This is a genomic window from Pseudoalteromonas sp. BSi20439 (assembly GCF_000241165.1).
Taxonomy (GTDB): domain Bacteria; phylum Pseudomonadota; class Gammaproteobacteria; order Enterobacterales; family Alteromonadaceae; genus Pseudoalteromonas.
This window is the reverse complement of the sequence record NZ_BADW01000090.1, coordinates 12,514-29,784: the sequence shown is the minus strand read 5'-3', so window position 1 is coordinate 29,784 and position 17,271 is coordinate 12,514. Positions and strand designations below refer to the sequence as shown.

The following is a 17,271-nucleotide window of genomic DNA, read 5'->3' as shown; positions in this document are numbered from 1 at the left end:
GTTGAACATGTTTAAAGATTTTTTAACGGGTCTAGAATTAGACCAACAAGGCGCACTAAATTTATTAAAATTAGCGCAAGATATTAAAGAAAGCCCTGCAAAGTATAGCCAAGTGCTAGCTGGTAAGTCAGTGGTTACTTTGTTTGAAAAGCAAAGTTTACGTACTCGCCTTTCATTTGATATTGGTATAAACCGTTTAGGGGGCCATGCGGTATACCTTGACCAACAAAATGGTGCAATGGGCGCCCGCGAATCAATAAAAGATTTTGCCTTAAATATTTCGACTTGGGCAGACGGGATTGTTGCGCGGGTTAATCAGCACAGTACGTTAACGACACTCGGTGAGTATTCATCCGTTCCTGTGATTAACAGTTTGTGTGATTTATATCACCCATGCCAAGCATTAGCTGATTTTTTAACGCTACAAGAAGTACATGGTGATGTTAGCCAGTTAAAGCTTGCCTACCTAGGTGAGGGCAATAATGTAACGCACTCATTAATGCTATTAGCCGCTACTTTAGGAACAGACTTTGTCGCTGTAACACCAAAAGGCAGCTCACCTGATTCGCAAGTACTTAAAAAAGCAGAGCAAATAGCAGCGATGAATGGCGCTTCTGTAATGGTAAGTGACAGGGTTGAGGCTGCAGTAGGCGCTAATGTTGTTTACGCCGATACCTGGGTATCAATGGGGGATACAACTCCTCTTGAGCAAGTAAAAGAAAAATACATGCCTTATCAATTAAACCAGGCATTGTTAGAAAAAACTGGTGCAACTACGGTATTACATTGCCAACCGGCACACCGTGAGTTTGAAATTACTTCTGAGGTAATGGATGGCCCTGCATCAAAAATTATACAGCAAGCAGAAAACCGCATGCATGCGCAAAATGCGCTATTAGTTACATTGTTAAATCCAAATTTTGTTAAGGAACACCTATGAGTTCAATTAAAAAAGTCGTTTTAGCCTATTCTGGTGGTCTTGATACATCGGCTATCGTGCCATGGTTAAAAGAGAACTACGGCTGTGAAGTTATTGCCTTTGTTGCCGATGTTGGCCAAGGAGCTGAAGAACTTGAAGGCGTAGAAGCTAAAGCTATAGCGTCTGGTGCATCTGAGTGTTACGTGGTTGATTTAAAAGATGAGATGGTAAGCGATTATATTTACCCAACACTTAAAACAGGCTCTATATACGAAGGAACCTACTTGCTAGGTACTTCTATGGCACGTCCAATCATCGCCAAAGCCCAAGTTGAAATTGCCCGTAAAGTGGGTGCAGATGCACTTTCTCATGGCTGTACGGGTAAAGGTAACGACCAAGTACGTTTTGAGTCATGTTTTGCAGCACTGGCTCCTGATTTAAAAGTGATTGCGCCATGGCGTGAGTGGGATTTATCAAGTCGTGAATCATTGCTTGATTACCTAGCCGAGCGTGATATTCCGTGTTCTGCATCAGCAACTAAAATTTACAGTCGTGATGCTAACGCATGGCATATCTCCCACGAAGGCGGCGAGCTTGAAGACCCTTGGTGTGAGCCAAGTGAGCAAGTATGGACCTGGACTAATTCACCAGAGCAAGCGCCCGATAAAGCTGAGCATGTCACTTTATCAGTTGTAGAAGGTGAAGTGGTTGCTGTAAACGGCGAACAATTAAAGCCTTACGACTGTTTAGTTAAACTAAACGACATAGCTGCCCCGCATGGTATTGGTCGTGTTGATATTGTAGAAAACCGTTTAGTGGGCATGAAATCACGCGGTTGTTACGAAACACCAGGCGGTACAGTGATCATGGCTGCGCTTCAAGCAATTGATGAGCTCGTTCTTGATAAGTCAAGCCGTAAATGGAAAGAGGTACTCGGTGGTGAATTTTCGCATTTAGTTTACGACGGTCGTTGGTTTACGCCGCTTAAAGATTCTATTTTAGCCGGTGCAGAAGCGCTTTCTACACTAGCAACGGGCGAAGTGGTACTTAAGCTTTATAAAGGCCAAGTGACAGCGGTTCAGAAAAAATCACCTAACAGTTTATATAGCGAAGATTTTGCTACCTTTGGTGAAGACGATGTTTATGACCAATCGCACGCAGAAGGCTTTATTCGTTTATTCTCACTATCAAGCAGAATTTCAGCATTAGCTAAAAAGTAATTTTTTATGCCCCTTGAAATTAAGGGGCTATTATCGGGTTTGGAGAGATTTCATGGCATTATGGGGCGGGCGTTTTTCTACGGGTCCAGATGAAGCGTTTAAACAATTTAACGATTCACTTCCCTTCGATTATCAATTAGCAGAGCAAGATATTATTGGCTCTGTTGCATGGGCTGGCGCACTTGAACAAGTCAACGTGTTATCTAATGACGAACACCAAAAGCTGGTATCGGCACTTTATGAGTTACTTGAAGAGGTAAAAGCAGAACCACACGCTGTTGCCACCTCAGGTGCTGAGGATATTCACTCGCATGTTGAAGCAGCGCTAATTGAAAAAGTGGGTGATTTAGCTAAAAAATTACACACAGGCCGAAGCCGTAACGACCAAGTTGCTACCGACTTTAGACTCTGGTGTCGCGATACTGCCGATCATATTTTAAAAGCGATTGCGCAACTTAAAGCAGAGTTTATTGGGTTAGCTGAACGTGAGCTTGGCACAATATTACCAGGTTATACCCACTTACAACGTGCACAACCGGTGTTATTTAGCCATTGGTGTATGGCTTATGTAGAAATGCTTGAGCGTGATGAAAGCCGGTTGCAAGATGCCCAGGCAAGAATGAACTACTGCCCACTCGGCAGTGGCGCTCTTGCAGGCACTGCATACCCGATTGACCGCCATGCACTTGCACAAGGGCTAGGATTTACTGGCGCGACTAAAAATAGTTTAGATGGAGTATCTGATCGTGACTTTGTGGTTGAGCTATTAAGCTGCGCGTCTATCTCTATGATCCACTTATCGCGTATGTCTGAAGACTTAATTTTTTATAACTCAGGAGAAGCTGGGTTTATCGAACTGGCTGATAATGTTACATCGGGCTCATCTTTGATGCCGCAGAAAAAGAACCCAGATGCATTAGAGCTAATTCGTGGTAAAACTGGCCGGGTGTTTGGTGCGTTTAGCGCAATGATGATGACTCTAAAAGCACTACCGCTTGCCTACAATAAAGACATGCAAGAAGACAAAGAAGGCATTTTTGATGCCATGCCAACATGGCTTGCGTGTATTCATATGGCACAAGCGTGTATTAAAGGTATAAAAGTTAAAGCAGGTAAAACCCTTGCAGCGGCAAAAGGTGGCCACGCGAATGCAACCGAACTTGCTGATTATTTAGTGGCTAAAGGTGTACCGTTCAGAGAAGGGCATCATATTGTTGGGGTGTTGGTACAATTAGCTATTAGTGAAGGTAAAACGTTAGAGGAGCTTTCACTAGAGCAGTATAAATCAGTAAATCCAGTGTTTGAAGATGACGTGTATCCGGTACTTGAAATTGACGCCTGTATTAAAGCACGCCAAGCGCTTGGCGGTACATCATTAGAGCAAGTAAGTAAAGCGGTGAAAGACGCGAAAAAAAAACAGCAAATAACGGTTCGTGATGCCAACTTAGATGACGTAGAAGCAATTGCTAAACTCGTACAGCACTGGGCAACAGTCGGCGAAAATTTACCGCGCGCTAAAAGTGATATGGTGCACTCAATTAATGAGTTTGCCGTAACCGAGATAGACGGTCAGGTATCGGGTTGTGCTTCACTTTATATTTACGACACAGGATTAGCTGAAATACGTTCATTAGGCATTGATCCTAAAAGCGCAGTAACGGGGCAGGGACGAGAACTGGTTGAACACTTATTAGTGAAAGCCAAAAAGTTGGCACTCAACCGTGTCATTGTTCTGACTCGTGTACCTGACTTTTTCGAAAATCAGCGGTTTAGTTTCTGTAACAAAGAGAGCTTACCTGAAAAAGTCATGAAAGATTGTGAGTTATGTTTACGTAAAGAAAACTGTGATGAAGTCGCAATGGAATATATGTTAAAGCCAAGTAATAGCATGGAGATCCCTTGTAAAAACGTGGCTTGAGCAATCCCTAGGATAAAAAACGCACGGTGACCCCGATGCGTTTTTTTTGAGTAAAATAAAATAATTTTTAAATTAACATACTATTAATTTAAAGTTGGCATATCGGTTGCACTTGTAATTCTGTAGTGTGTTGTTGAGTCAATTAATCAACGAAGGCAATACGTTACAGCAGTTATTTAGTAACTGCTCCAGGTGGTGTGATTTAAATTTACGCCAATAATAAAAATTTAATACTCAAAAGGATTAATCACATGCAAATTTCAGCTAATAGCCAAGTACAAATGCAAGCATACAATAAAACGCAACAATTAAAGCCTGCAATGGAACAAACTGCTAGCCCTAAAACCCTACAATCTGATACAGTAAGTATCTCTCAAGAGGCGATGGCTGCGGCGAGCACTGATTTACAACGTGGTGGTATTATTTTGCCTACAAGACCTAAATAAATAATTAAAGGTTATGGATGTTTTTAACTGAATTTTTTGGTTTTTTTTCGCTGTCAGCCCTAGTAATGTGGGGATTCCTGATGGCGTTTTTCTTTAATGTGTTTGTATTTAGTATTGGTGTAAAAAGAAATACAACACTGCTAGCAAGTTCTTTTATTTTATTCATATCTTACTCATCTTCAGACTACTTTTTAACATGGCTGTCGATATATGAAATTACTTATCTGGATTGGGCTTTATATGATTTAGTTACCCTTATAGCGCTTGCCATTACTTATAAATTAATAAAAAAACTACACCATCATTTTTATATCTGATATTTGGTCTTACGATAAACATGAACTTGTTATTTTTTATGTATGTTGATGTTTTTATGAAAAATAATAATACACCTTGGTTTTTCTGGGATGTTTATACTTTTGGTGTTACCTGCATAGATTTTATTATGATTGTAGCGCTAATAGTTGATAGAGACTTTTTAGGTATACACATTCTTAAGAATAAACTATTCGGGCAACCTGATACTAATTCCGAAAACAACTTTTCATAAACATGTATATAGGCTATACCCTTGGTGAATATGTAAGCGCATTCATTCAATGGGGCTTTTTGATGGCTTTCCTTTATTGTTTTGTAAAAAGTATCAATACCCCACATAAATCTTCTCTATATTTAGCTGCAATAATGCTGTGCTCATATGTATTAAGTGATTATCTATACATAGTAGAACATGTATATCTTAATTGGATAGTTTACGATTTTTTTACCATTGCTTTTATTGTTTTTGCGATTAAAAGAGCTATAATTCTCTCCGCTTTACCTGCATATCTCATCATTATAGGTTTAACTATAAATAGTCTTTTAGTTGGTTTTATTTATTATGATTTATACATTCTAGGGAATACTCAAGAGTGGTGGTTTTGGAGTTTTTACTCTATTTCTATAAACTTAATTGATATATTAATGATAGCCTCTTTGGTAATAAACTTAGATTATGTAAATATCAATCAAGGTGCAAAAGCATTAAAACCTATGGTTAAAAATGGTATCTCAAATGGATGATTTTTTGCTCAGTCCATATGTATCTCTTTATATAGGCGCATTTGTTCAATGGGGTTTTTTAATGGCTTTTTTATACTCATTAGTAACGAGTATAAATAAACCCAAAAAAGAGGCTTTATGGCTGTCGCTAATAATGTCAGTTTCATACTCTTCAAGCTTGTTTATTGATATTCAAAATATTTCTTACATGCAACTATTACTATTTGATCTAATGACTATTTTGGCTATTTTGGTTGTAAGTAACTTCTTAACTAAAAATGTTATATCTACTTATCTATTATTAGGGTTAAGCATAAACTCACTGTTATTTTTTGGTATGCACTTAGATGTGTCAGTTTTTAATAACACTACACCATGGTGGTTCTGGTCATTATATTCGATGAGTATTAACTTAATGGACTTTATAATGATAGCTATTTTCTTTATCAATAAAGATTTTTTGGGCTTAGTGAGGCTTAAGAGCGTTCTGTTTCCATCAAGAGCGAAGCTACCTAGCGTAATGTAACGATACGCTAGGTGTTGTGTTTAATGCTTGGTTTTCCCGAGCCTTGACTGCAGGGCTTTCATTACTATGGTATCAACAAACTCACTCACATCCCCGTTATGGCGTGCTACTTCTTTTACTAGTGTTGATGATATAAAAGTATTGCGCTCGGCGGGCGTTAAAAATACGCTTTCTAAATCAGGGTTTAAACGGCGGTTCATATTCGCGAGCTGAAACTCGTAATCAAAATCAGAAACCGCTCTTATGCCTCTGATCAGTACATTAGCATTATGGTCACGGGCTAAATCGGCGAGTAGCCCTGAAAAGCCAATGACTTTTACATTATCTAAATGGCTTAAAATCTCATTTGCTAAATCAACGCGTTCTTCTAAAGTAAAACACGGTTTTTTACTTGGGTTATGAGCAATAGCCACAATAACTGTATCGAACATTTTAGCCGCACGCTGAATTAAATCAGTGTGGCCGTTGGTAAGAGGGTCAAATGTGCCTGGGTAGATTGCGGTCACTTTCATAATATTTACTGTGTTATTATTTTTAGCCGTAGTGTAGCAGTGTTTAGTGTGCAAAGCAGCCTTGTGAGTAAATTGTATATAACTGCAGCTGCGCAGTGTTACAAATGCAATGATTTGTTTATACTAGGCGGATTATTTTAATGCAGCATCGTATTTTCGAAAATTGAGTAATGAGTATATGAATACCAAGGATAAAATAATTCAAACCAGTATTTCATTGTTTAATGAACATGGTGAAAGAGCAATATCTACTAATCATATCGCATCGAGTTTAGGTATGAGTCCGGGTAATCTGTACTACCACTTTAAAAATAAAGAAGACATTATTCGCCATATATTTGCACTTTATCGTGACCATTTAAGTACTCATTTTAAGCCGGTCGATCAAGGCGACGATGCTTTTGAATACCTAGGTCCTTATCTAGATTCGCTATTTGAATTGATGTGGCGCTATCATTTTTTTTACGACAACCTTGGCGATATTCTCGCTCGCGATAGTCATTTAAAACAGGGTTACATTGATTTTCAACAGGAGTTACTTGAGCAGGTGCGTAACATCATTTTGGCCTTACGCGACAGCGAAATTATTGCTATTGATGAACAAGATGCTATCGAACTTGCTCATACGTTAAAATTAACGGTCAGCTTTTGGACACCCTATATGAAAGCAAGAAGGCTTAGTGGTGTGCTGGTTGAGCAAGATATCTACCCTGGTATTGTAAAAGTACTGACTTTATTTAAAGCCTACAGCACCGAAAAAAGCGCAAATAAAATTAATCAGTTAAGAGACAAGTACGCACTTTTAGCAAATGCTGCTCCCCAGAATCCTTAAGCCCGTTAAGTTGGTTAGTTCCTAGGCGCTAAATTTTTTGCTATAATCCGCCGCGCCCAATACCTGGGTGCGCGAATTCCCGCAGTCTAAGAGTTAAACTATGCTTAAATTTATCGTCAAACTTCACCCTGAAATAGCCATTAAAAGCCGTTCAGTCCGTAAACGCTTTACTAAAGTGTTAGAAAATAACATTAAAATTGTATTGCGTCGTGTTGACGAAAAAGTACAGGTACGTAATAACTGGGATAACATTTCAGTTGTAACAAAACTTGACGATGCTCAAACTCGCCTTGATTTTATTGATAGCTTGAAGCGCATTCCTGGCATCGTGCAGTTTATTGAAGTGACTGAAACAGACTTTAAAACGATTGATGACATTTATCAAAAAACTATTGAGCTAGTTGGTCACACTATTATTGGTAAAACCTTTTGTGTCCGTGCTAAGCGCATAGGTCAACATGATTTTACTTCAACTGAGCTAGAGCGTTACGTTGGTGGCGGGCTTAATCAACATGTTGAAGGGGCTCGAGTAAAGCTAAGTCGCCCAGAAGTAACGATTCGTTTAGAAATTAAAGACGAAAAAGCCTACATAGTGACGCAAACCCATTTAGGAATGGCGGGCTTTCCACTGCCAACACAAGACGATGTATTATCGCTTATGTCTGGTGGATTTGATTCTGGCGTTGCCAGTTATCAGATGATCCGTAAAGGCGCTCGTACACACTTTTTATTCTTTAACTTAGGCGGTGCTGCCCATGAAATTGGGGTTAAGCAAGCGAGCTACTATCTATGGAAACAATACAGCTCTACACATAAAGTTAAGTTTATTACTGTTGATTTTGAACCGGTTGTTGCTGAAATTTTAGAAAACGTTGAGAACAGCCAAATGGGTGTTGTGCTTAAACGTATGATGATGCGAGCGGGTAGTGCCGTTGCTGAAAAACTAAATATTCAAGCTTTGGTAACGGGTGAAAGTATAGGTCAGGTGTCTAGCCAAACCTTAGCTAATTTAAGCGTGATTGACCGTGTAACCGAGACGCTGATTTTACGCCCACTTATCCAACATGATAAGCAAGAAATCATTAATATAGCGCGCCAAATAGGCACTGCAGAAATGGCAGAGACGATGCCTGAATACTGCGGTGTGATCTCTAAAAAGCCGACAGTTAAAGCCAAAATTGAAGTAATTAAAGCAGAAGAAGAAAAGTTTGACTTTGATGTGTTAGATACCGTTATTGATAACGCCCGTGTTATGGATGTGCGCGATATTGATGTTGAGGCTAAGCAAGAGCTTAAAGAGGCAGAATCAGTTACAGAGTTACCAGAGGGAGCGGTTGTTGTTGATATTCGCTCGCCTGAAGAAGAAGATGCGGCGCCGCTGGAAATTGAAGGTATTGAAGTTATCCACTTACCGTTTTTCCGTTTAGCAACTAAGTTTGGTGATTTACCTAAAGGTAAAGACTATTACTTATATTGTCAAAAAGGGGTAATGAGCCAGTTACAAGCGCTTATTCTTCACGAAGAAGGCTTTACCACTGTTAGAGTATATCGTCGTTAATGGCTAAATATATTAGGGTCTGTTGACCCTTTGAGGTTAAATTTGCAGCAGTCTGTTTTGTATTTAGGCAAGGCTGAGCCTATGTGGTGTGGTTATTCCCCATAAATAGGCGATAACGCAGCATCAATGCCAAACAGGTGCTGCCCGAAGGGTTCTGCCTAGGGGCGATTTACTCTTTGTTGCCTACATGGATGTAGGTAAGGGGCATGAGCAGGACGCGGAAGCTTTGCTCGGTTTTTACTTAACCCACTAGGTTACAAACCTCGCGCCGCGATTAAACCACCCCTAGTTTGAAGAAATTTTAATCCGCAAAAGTCAACAGACCCTAAATGCGCGGATTTAGTCCGCGCTTTTTTTTGCCAAAATTTCAGTAAGTAAGGCGTCGTTATACGGGGTCGCAATATGGTGCAGTTTTCCTTGCTCACTTATATAGCCACAAATTGCCATGATCTCAGTTTGCCTATTATGCAAAACGTCTTGATGCATAGATGAGTAATTCTCTGCCGTTAAACTCATTACCTTGTAGGCGCGCTCGAGGGCATCAATAAGCTTAATATTAAGTTTAAGCGCGGTCGCAATATGGCACGCCTCTGTTAATAAATTAATAATTGAGCTATTAAACTGTGGCGCACGCAACTGGCCATTTTTTATATTGTACAGAGCGGTTAATGGATTTATTGCAATATTAACCAGTAGCTTTTCAAACCGTAGTTGTTCAATATTGTTACTGATAATTAACTGCGGAATAGTGTGTAATTGCGCACTAAGCTGTTGAATATTTTGCATAGCTAGTTGATTACAGCCCCCTAATACACTTTGCCCGTTTCCGGTATGTTGCACAATATTGGGGTTTGACTTAAATCCAGCCATGCTGGTGGTTAAAAAGTACAACGACTGCTGCTTTGTTAGCTGTTCATTTAATTGTTCAACATTACCCATGCCATTATGACTCAGTATAATATGGGTATTATTGCCTAGATAAGGTTTTACTTGAGCATAGGCTTGTTGCACTGCAAACGCTTTTACCGTGAATAAAACAATATCAAATTCAGGAGTTTGAGATAACTGCTCTTGTGAGATAAAAGTGGCGTTAATTTTTTCAGACGCAGCGTTACTGTGGCTGTAAAAGCGAGTATTAACTGTGCCTTTTCGAGTAAGTATATATATAGCGTGATGTTTGGCTAAAAAGTGGCTAAATAACAAGCCAATAGCGCCATCACCTACAACAAGTATGTTAGCCATAATGCTTCTTTTTACGCAGTGTTAACAGGGCTTTAGCTAAAAAGTAGCTCGCTGCACCAATAAAATCGGCAACAAAATCGGCCAGTGATGCTTGTCTGTAGGGAAGGCTATCTTGCATAATTTCTATTGCTGCACCGTAACCAGCGAGTAATAGTATTTGTGCATATAATGGGAGTTTAAACGCTTTATCCATAATAATGGCAAGTAAAAAGAAGATACCAAAATGCGCTACTTTATCAACATGCGGAAATAAGTTTGCCGCGCCCTTTACCTCTTTAGCAAATAAGAAGGTAAACGCAACAATACTAATTAAAAAAATTGCTTGGTAAACACGCCTTGTCACGAAAATTCCTAAAATCGTATAAAAAAGAAGCCTCAGTATATCAAACTAATTTAGTATCGCACCTGAACAAAATGCAGAAAAATGTAAAGATTTATCATTTTAACGTTATAATTGCGGCATAAAATTAAGATTAGATAGTTAGGAGAACGCTATGCCTTCATTTGATATTGTATCTGAAGTAGAAATGAACGAAGCACAAAACGCGGTTGATAACGCCAATCGTGAATTAGAAACACGATTTGATTTTAGAGGGGTCGATGCCTCAATTGAATTAAACGATAAAACAATTAAATTAAAAGCTGAAGCAGATGCTCAGGTTATGCAGTTGTTTGATATTTTAGCTGGAAAAGTTTCAAAGCGTGGGATGGATGTTGCTAGCTTAGAGCTACAAGATATTTCTCGTGCAGGAAAAAATGTTTTTCGTAACGTTGCACTTAAACAGGGTATCGAAAAAGACATGGCTAAAAAAGTAGTAAAAGCCATCAAAGACTCTAAAGTAAAAGTACAAGCGGCCATTCAAGGTGAAGAAGTTCGCGTAACAGGTAAAAAGCGTGATGACTTACAAGCGGCTATGCAAGTTGTGCGCACGGCAGATTTAGGTCAACCATTTCAGTTTAAAAACTTCCGCGATTAATTTATTGTTTCGAGCATGGCAGTATAGGTGCTGAGCTCAAAGGAATGCGTATAAAGCCAAACACGTTATATTGTTTGGCTTTTTTATTTTTAAATCTATGATAATTACCGAACCCCGAACCCCGAACCCCGAACCCCGAACCCCGAACCCCGAACCCCGAACTCTTTGGATTTGTAGATGTTTAGACGTCCGTTGACTTTTTTTAGTAAACAGATAACAATAGCAGCCTATTTTCAAGGTGCTTGCTAAACACTTCAATGGTGTGATTTTTTTAGTAGGATAATCGGGAAGTTGGTGCGTTTTCATAGATGAAGTCAATCCCAACACTGCCCCCGCAACGGTAAAGTTATGCTGTATTAAATTATGGTAACTGAGTCCGGAGACCGGCCTTGATTTAATCTTACTTACTAACATCTTTGCGGTGGGCAGAGATAGGGAACATCATGATAAATAAAACTGCATTGGGTGTGGCTATTTCGGCTGCGCTGTCTTTTTCTGCATCTGCAGAACAAACCATTGAAAGAATAACCGTTACTGCAAATAAATTTGAACAACCTATAAATGATGTATTAGCAAGTGTGGCAGTTATCGACCGCGCTGATATTGAAAAAGCGAATTACCGAGACTTACCTGCAATATTAAATACCATAGCTGGTATTGATATTGTCCGTAACGGCGGATTAGGTCAAAAAGCAGATATATTTGTTCGCGGTGCTAGCGCTAAATATGCCTTAGTATTGGTTGATGGCGTAAGAGTGAGCGATGCAAGCTCAGGTAGTGTATCGCTAACTAATATTCCAGTTAATAGTATCGAGCGTGTTGAAGTTATTAAAGGTGCCAGAGCAGCTATTTATGGCTCTGATGCGGTAGCCGGAGTAATTAATATCATTACCCGTAAAGCCTCAAATAATACGCTTTCGGCTACTTTGGGCAGTCATAGTTACAGTAATTATCAGCTTGCTGGTGGGCTTGCAAAAGAGGCGCTTAGCTTTAATTATAATCTAGGCTATGAAGAGACAGATGGTTTTGATGTTACTGGCAAAGACCCTGTGGCTGAATACACCAAAGATCACGATGATGATGGCTACAAAAATAAAAACATTGGCTTTAATTTAGCGTATGAACTGGCTGAACTAGGTGAGTTGAGCTTACAGTCTCAGTACAGTGAAGGTGAAGCGCAGTATGATAACGCATGGGGTAACGATGCCTACGATTTTGAAAACTATACCGCTAAGCTAGGCTGGAAAAAAGCCTCAGAAATATATACCCAAAGTACTTCATTGAGTGTATCGCAAGAAGAAAATACTCAAACTGGCACCGATGTTCAGCAAGTGTATAGCACAGAGCGTGTTGAGTTTGAATACCGAGGGCTTTATAGCCTAACGCAAGAGCTTGATTTATCAGGTGGTTTTAATTACTTGTCTGAGGATTTATCAAACTCTTCAGCAACGTCATCAGAAGAAAAACGCGATAATAACGCATTGTTTATAGGCGCGTTTTATAGTCATGATAAATGGTTAGCAAATGCGGTTATCAGAACCGATGATTATGACTTCCACGGCCGTGCAAATACTTACAGTACTGGGCTTGGATATAAAGCGAATCAGTATGTAACGGTACGTTTAAATCATGGCACCGCATTTAGGGCGCCGTCTTTAATTAATGCGTTTGTAACTAACAGCCCATACTACCTACCAAATAATAATATTAAGCCTGAGGAAGCCTTAAACAATGAGTTTGGTGTTACCCTAGAAACTCAATGGGGGCGTTATGATATTGCTATTTTCGATAACCGTATCAATAATTTAATTAGTAATAATTATGATGCAGACTCAGGTAAATATATTGCAACTAACATAGATAAAGTATCTATGCAGGGGATAGAATTATCGGCTGAGTTTTCAGCGTTAGGCTTTGAACACTCTGTTAATGTTAGTTTTTTAGATGCTACAGATGAAAAGACAAATACAGATTTACCACGCAGGCCTTCAGAGTCGTTTAATTATCAACTCGCCAAATCATGGGGCGATTTTGATGCCAGTTTAGATATGCAGTATCGCTCATCGCGTCCATCAATTGCGTATTATGATTCTGAACTCGCTGACTATACGGTATTTAATTTAGCAGCCAATTACCAGTTGCTCGATAATTTGTCGTTAGCTGCTCGAATAGAAAATATTACTGATAAGGAATATTTTACTGCAGCAACAGGGTTTGCTGCCAGTGGTGAGCTATTAGGTTATAACAGCGCAGGAAGAACTTTCTTTGTGGGGGCAAATTATCAGTTTTAATTATCACTTTTAGTTGCCGAAAAACAAATAGCCCAGCAAATTGCTGGGCTATTTGGTTATAGCTTTAAAGCACTTTATTCACTTAAAAACTCAGTAAACTCGGTTTCGAACTTATGTAATTTGGGTGCAATTAAAATACTGCAATAGCCCTGCTCAGGATTTTCATTGTAATAGTCCTGATGGTAGTGCTCTGCGGGGTAAAAAGTGGTTGCTGGGCTCACCTCAGTCACTATAGGTTCGCTAACATGGCTTTGCAGCTCTGCAATAACGGCCTGTGTTTGTACTTGTTGTTGCTCATTATGATAATACACAACGCTGCGGTATTGAGTGCCTATATCGTTACCTTGGCGATTTAACTGGGTGGCATCGTGTAGGGTAAAAAACATCGCGAGTAAGGTTTTAAAGCCGATAACACTGGCATCAAATTCAACCTTAATTACCTCTGCATGGCCACTGTTGCCAGTGCAAATAGTTTTGTATGTTGGGTTATCGGTATGTCCACCAGTATAACCAGAGCAAACACTGAGTACACCTTTTACACGCCTAAATGCTGCATCAATACACCAAAAACAGCCGCCGCCGAGTGTTGCTACTTGTGTGGTCGAACTCATAAGTACTTCCTCAATTGTTAGGGATATGTGCACTGAATAAAGCGCCGTAACAGCTAGTTACGACGCTCTGAGTGACTTAGATCTCTTTAAGCGGTTTTTCAGCGGCTTGCTTATCAAGTTTTTGTTGTAAAAACTCAGGTGATTGTGTGTTTCGCGCTAGTGCGTAATAGGCCGCTGGCACTACAAACAGAGTAAGTATGGTGGCAACCGTTACGCCAGTAAATACCACCACACCAATTACCATTCTACTTTCCGAGCCAGGCCCTGAGGCGAGTACCAAAGGTACGGCACTCATAACCGTTGTTAGGGAAGTCATAATAATAGGGCGCAAACGCTGTGTAGCCGCTTGTAAAATAGCCTCACTAAATTCTACGCCTTTATCACGTAACTGGTTGATAAATTCAACAATCAGTATACCGTTTTTAGCACTTAACCCAATGAGCATAACAATGCCTATTTGGCTGTATATATTAAGTGTTAAGCCCATACTCCACAGGCCAAACATAGCGCCCATTAACCCAAGTGGCACAGTTAACATAATAACAAGCGGATGCATAAAGCTTTCAAACTGAGCAGCGAGCACTAAAAAGGTCACGGTCAATGCCAGCACAAACACATAGGTCATGGCTGAGGCACCTTCATAAAACAATTGCGACTCACCTTTATAGTCAATGGCACCATCAATGTCGTTTTCCTCTGAGGCAACCTTGTTTAAAAAGTTTAGTGCTTGTTCTAGCGTGTAACCATCAGCGAGGTTGGCACTTAAAGTAATTGCACGCATTCGGTTATAGCGGTTTAAACGCGAGGCGGTGGCTTCTTCTTTTAAGCTAATAAGGCTATCAAGAGGAATAAGTTCTCCGCTACGTGATTTTAGGTATATATTTGAAATATCAGTCGGGTTGGCAAAGTCTTGTTTTGTGCCCTTTAAAATTACATCGTATTCTTCACCGCGGTCAATAAAGGTGGTTACACGGCGTTGGCCAAGCATGGTTTCAAGTGTACGACCCACATCAGAGACTGATACGCCTAAATCAGCGGCTTTATTTTTATCAATACTGACTAAAAACTGAGGGAAGGTTTCTTTATAATCATGATCAATACGCACTAATCCAGGGTTTTTCTCAGCGCGTTTAATAATTCTATCTCGCCAATCGGCAAGTTGGGCATAATCATTACCTTGCAAAACAAATTCAATAGGGCGAGATGAACCACCTCCGCCAATACCACGGCGCATAATAGCAAATGCACGGACATCGGTGACCTCTTGCATTTTGCCGCTTATTTCATCCATGACTTCCCAGGTTGAGCGTTTGCGCTTATCCCAATCAGCCATGCCAACAATAGCCACGCCGCCACTGCCACCCCAACCTGGGACTCGAACAAGCACTCGACTTAGTTCGCCAGATTCAGAATAAGGCATCAAGCGCTCTTCAATTTTTGCCATATTAGCTGCGTTATTTTCATAACTTGCCCCTTCAGGGCCATTCATAAGCACAAAGAAGGTGCCACGATCTTCTTTAGGGGTAAGTTCAGAGGGTATTTGTAAAAATAATGAATAACTAACAAACCCAGCCAAAACTAAGCTCAGCATTAAGCCCCATTTACGGGTCATGTTTGACGCTAAAGCGTTACGGTATCCATTTTCTAATTTAGTAAAAAAACGGTCCATAACTTGGCTAAACTTACTTTCTTTTTCAGAGGCCTTTAACACTTTTGAACACAGCGCCGGAGATAGTGTTAATGCAGTAATGCTGGAGAAAAACACGGCAGCACTTACCGCCATAGCAAACTCTGTAAATAGTGCGCCAATTCGTCCTTCCATAAACACTAATGGTACAAACACGGATATAAGCACTAAGGTGGTGGCTATAATTGCAAAGCCCACCTCACGTGCGCCGCGATAAGCTGCCAATAAAGGCGGTTCACCAAGTTCAATACGGCGGTGAATATTCTCTAGCATTACAATGGCATCATCGACCACTAAGCCTATTGCTAATACTAGTGCCAGTAGAGTTAATAAGTTAATTGAATAACCCATTGCTAATAAAAACATAAAACTACCGACTAAGGCGACCGGTACGGTGACCGCAGGAATAAGAGTGGCGCGAATGTTACCTAAAAATATAAAGATAATAAGCACTACTAACCCCATAGAAATTGCTAAAGTTTTATAAACCTCATTAATTGACTCTTTAATAAATACCGAAGAATCATAACTGTCTTCTATGGTGGTGCCTTCAGGTAAATTACGTTTTATTTTTTCCAGTTCACTGCGGGCGTTATCAACCACAGTTAGGGTATTGGCTTTGGCTTGTTTAACAATACCCATACCAATCATATTACGGCCATTACCTCGGAATAAACTTTCATCATCAGCGGCTTCTAGTTTTACGTCAGCCACTTCGCCTAGACGCACTAAATAACCATCTTCACCTCGTTTAATAACTAGGTTTTGAAAATCACGTTGGTTTTTATAGCTGCGTGCAGTGCGAACGGTAAAATCACGATCAACTGATTCAATTTCACCGGCCGGAAGTTCTACATTTTCACTACGCAGTGTTTGCTCAATATCACTAGAGGTAATGCCACGGGCGGCCATCGCTTGGCGGTTAAGCCATACTTTCATAGCATACTTTCGCTCCCCCCCAATGCGCACATTCGATACGCCATCAACAACGGCTAATCGATCTACAATAAAACGCTGTGCATAATCAGAAAGTTGCAATGAATCCATGGTTTCGCTGTTAAGTACAAACCACGCGATAGGGCTTTCGTCACTATTTGATTTTGATACTTCAGGAGGGCGTACTTGTTCGGGTAGGCTGTCTAATGCCCGTGCAACACGTTCACGTACATCGTTAGAGGCATCGTCTATGTCGCGGTTAATATTAAACTCAATGGTAATGTTTGAGCGGCCATTACGACTCGATGAGTTAATACTTTTAATACCCTCAATCCCCGAAATACGGTTTTCGATAACTTGGGTTATTTTTGTTTCAATAATTTCAGCAGATGCACCGGTATATTCAGTACTAATATTTACAATCGGTGTTTCAATATCTGGATACTCTCGCAAAGGCAACATGCTAAAAGCAACTAAGCCAAATGTGAGTAACAGTAAGTTAATAACAATCGCAAAAACGGGGCGTTTGACGCTAGTATCGGTAATTTTCACGTG

At 40.0% G+C, this 17,271-nt stretch carries 15 protein-coding genes and 1 riboswitch; of the genes, 10 read left to right on the top strand and 5 right to left on the bottom strand.

Annotated features, from left to right (window positions below):
- Positions 1 to 7 precede the first annotated feature (7 nt).
- From P20439_RS08130 to P20439_RS08095, 6 genes are all read left to right on the top strand, one after another.
- Positions 8 to 940 (top strand): ornithine carbamoyltransferase, encoded by a 933-nt coding sequence (locus P20439_RS08130; protein WP_008112653.1) that lies wholly within the window; start codon positions 8 to 10, stop codon positions 938 to 940.
- Positions 937 to 2,139 (top strand): argininosuccinate synthase, encoded by a 1,203-nt coding sequence (locus P20439_RS08125; RefSeq protein WP_008466021.1) that lies wholly within the window; start codon positions 937 to 939, stop codon positions 2,137 to 2,139. Before P20439_RS08130 ends, P20439_RS08125 begins: the two co-directional genes overlap by 4 nt.
- Before the next feature lie 52 nt (positions 2,140 to 2,191).
- Positions 2,192 to 4,057: an argininosuccinate lyase gene (gene argH, locus P20439_RS08120; RefSeq protein ID WP_008466019.1), complete on the top strand. Its 1,866-nt coding sequence runs from the start codon at positions 2,192 to 2,194 to the stop codon at positions 4,055 to 4,057.
- A 251-nt stretch (positions 4,058 to 4,308) separates the two neighbouring features.
- Positions 4,309 to 4,503 (top strand): hypothetical protein, encoded by a 195-nt coding sequence (locus P20439_RS08115; RefSeq protein WP_008466017.1) that lies wholly within the window; start codon positions 4,309 to 4,311, stop codon positions 4,501 to 4,503.
- A 612-nt stretch (positions 4,504 to 5,115) separates the two neighbouring features.
- Complete coding sequence (locus P20439_RS08100) at positions 5,116 to 5,565, top strand: hypothetical protein (RefSeq protein ID WP_242376025.1); 450 nt, start codon at positions 5,116 to 5,118, stop codon at positions 5,563 to 5,565.
- Positions 5,558 to 6,070: a hypothetical protein gene (locus P20439_RS08095; RefSeq protein ID WP_033104036.1), complete on the top strand. Its 513-nt coding sequence runs from the start codon at positions 5,558 to 5,560 to the stop codon at positions 6,068 to 6,070. Before P20439_RS08100 ends, P20439_RS08095 begins: the two co-directional genes overlap by 8 nt.
- A gap of 20 nt (positions 6,071 to 6,090) precedes the next feature.
- Here P20439_RS08095 and coaD read toward each other — a convergent pair whose 3' ends face one another.
- Positions 6,091 to 6,582, bottom strand: a complete 492-nt coding sequence (gene coaD, locus P20439_RS08090) for a pantetheine-phosphate adenylyltransferase (RefSeq protein ID WP_024601870.1) — start codon at positions 6,580 to 6,582, stop codon at positions 6,091 to 6,093.
- Between the two features lie 178 nt (positions 6,583 to 6,760).
- Between coaD and P20439_RS08085 the strand changes: the two genes are divergently transcribed.
- Entirely contained in the window at positions 6,761 to 7,414 is a 654-nt protein-coding gene (locus tag P20439_RS08085; RefSeq protein WP_008466007.1) for a TetR/AcrR family transcriptional regulator, read from the top strand.
- Between the two features lie 100 nt (positions 7,415 to 7,514).
- On the top strand, positions 7,515 to 8,972 hold the full coding sequence (gene thiI, locus P20439_RS08080) for a tRNA uracil 4-sulfurtransferase ThiI (RefSeq protein WP_008466006.1): 1,458 nt from the start codon (positions 7,515 to 7,517) through the stop codon (positions 8,970 to 8,972).
- A 339-nt stretch (positions 8,973 to 9,311) separates the two neighbouring features.
- Here thiI and P20439_RS08075 read toward each other — a convergent pair whose 3' ends face one another.
- Entirely contained in the window at positions 9,312 to 10,214 is a 903-nt protein-coding gene (locus P20439_RS08075; RefSeq protein ID WP_008466004.1) for a ketopantoate reductase family protein, read from the bottom strand.
- Positions 10,207 to 10,557, bottom strand: coding sequence for a VanZ family protein (locus P20439_RS08070; protein ID WP_008466003.1), 351 nt, complete (start codon positions 10,555 to 10,557; stop codon positions 10,207 to 10,209). The genes P20439_RS08075 and P20439_RS08070 overlap by 8 nt, the downstream gene beginning before the upstream one ends.
- Before the next feature lie 151 nt (positions 10,558 to 10,708).
- On the opposite strand from P20439_RS08070, the gene P20439_RS08065 reads away from it, so the two are divergent.
- Together P20439_RS08065 and P20439_RS08060 are read left to right on the top strand one after the other, a co-directional pair.
- Positions 10,709 to 11,191 (top strand): YajQ family cyclic di-GMP-binding protein, encoded by a 483-nt coding sequence (locus P20439_RS08065; protein ID WP_008466001.1) that lies wholly within the window; start codon positions 10,709 to 10,711, stop codon positions 11,189 to 11,191.
- 241 nt (positions 11,192 to 11,432) lie between these two features.
- Positions 11,433 to 11,598, top strand: a riboswitch (cobalamin riboswitch).
- Positions 11,599 to 11,634: 36 nt separating this feature from the next.
- Positions 11,635 to 13,482 (top strand): TonB-dependent receptor domain-containing protein, encoded by a 1,848-nt coding sequence (locus P20439_RS08060; RefSeq protein ID WP_008465999.1) that lies wholly within the window; start codon positions 11,635 to 11,637, stop codon positions 13,480 to 13,482.
- A gap of 74 nt (positions 13,483 to 13,556) precedes the next feature.
- On the opposite strand, the gene msrA is transcribed toward P20439_RS08060, so the two are convergent.
- Positions 13,557 to 14,093 (bottom strand): peptide-methionine (S)-S-oxide reductase MsrA, encoded by a 537-nt coding sequence (gene msrA, locus P20439_RS08055; RefSeq protein ID WP_008465998.1) that lies wholly within the window; start codon positions 14,091 to 14,093, stop codon positions 13,557 to 13,559.
- A 76-nt stretch (positions 14,094 to 14,169) separates the two neighbouring features.
- Positions 14,170 to 17,268, bottom strand: coding sequence for an efflux RND transporter permease subunit (locus tag P20439_RS08050; RefSeq protein ID WP_008465996.1), 3,099 nt, complete (start codon positions 17,266 to 17,268; stop codon positions 14,170 to 14,172).
- Between the last annotated feature and the right edge of the window lie 3 nt (positions 17,269 to 17,271).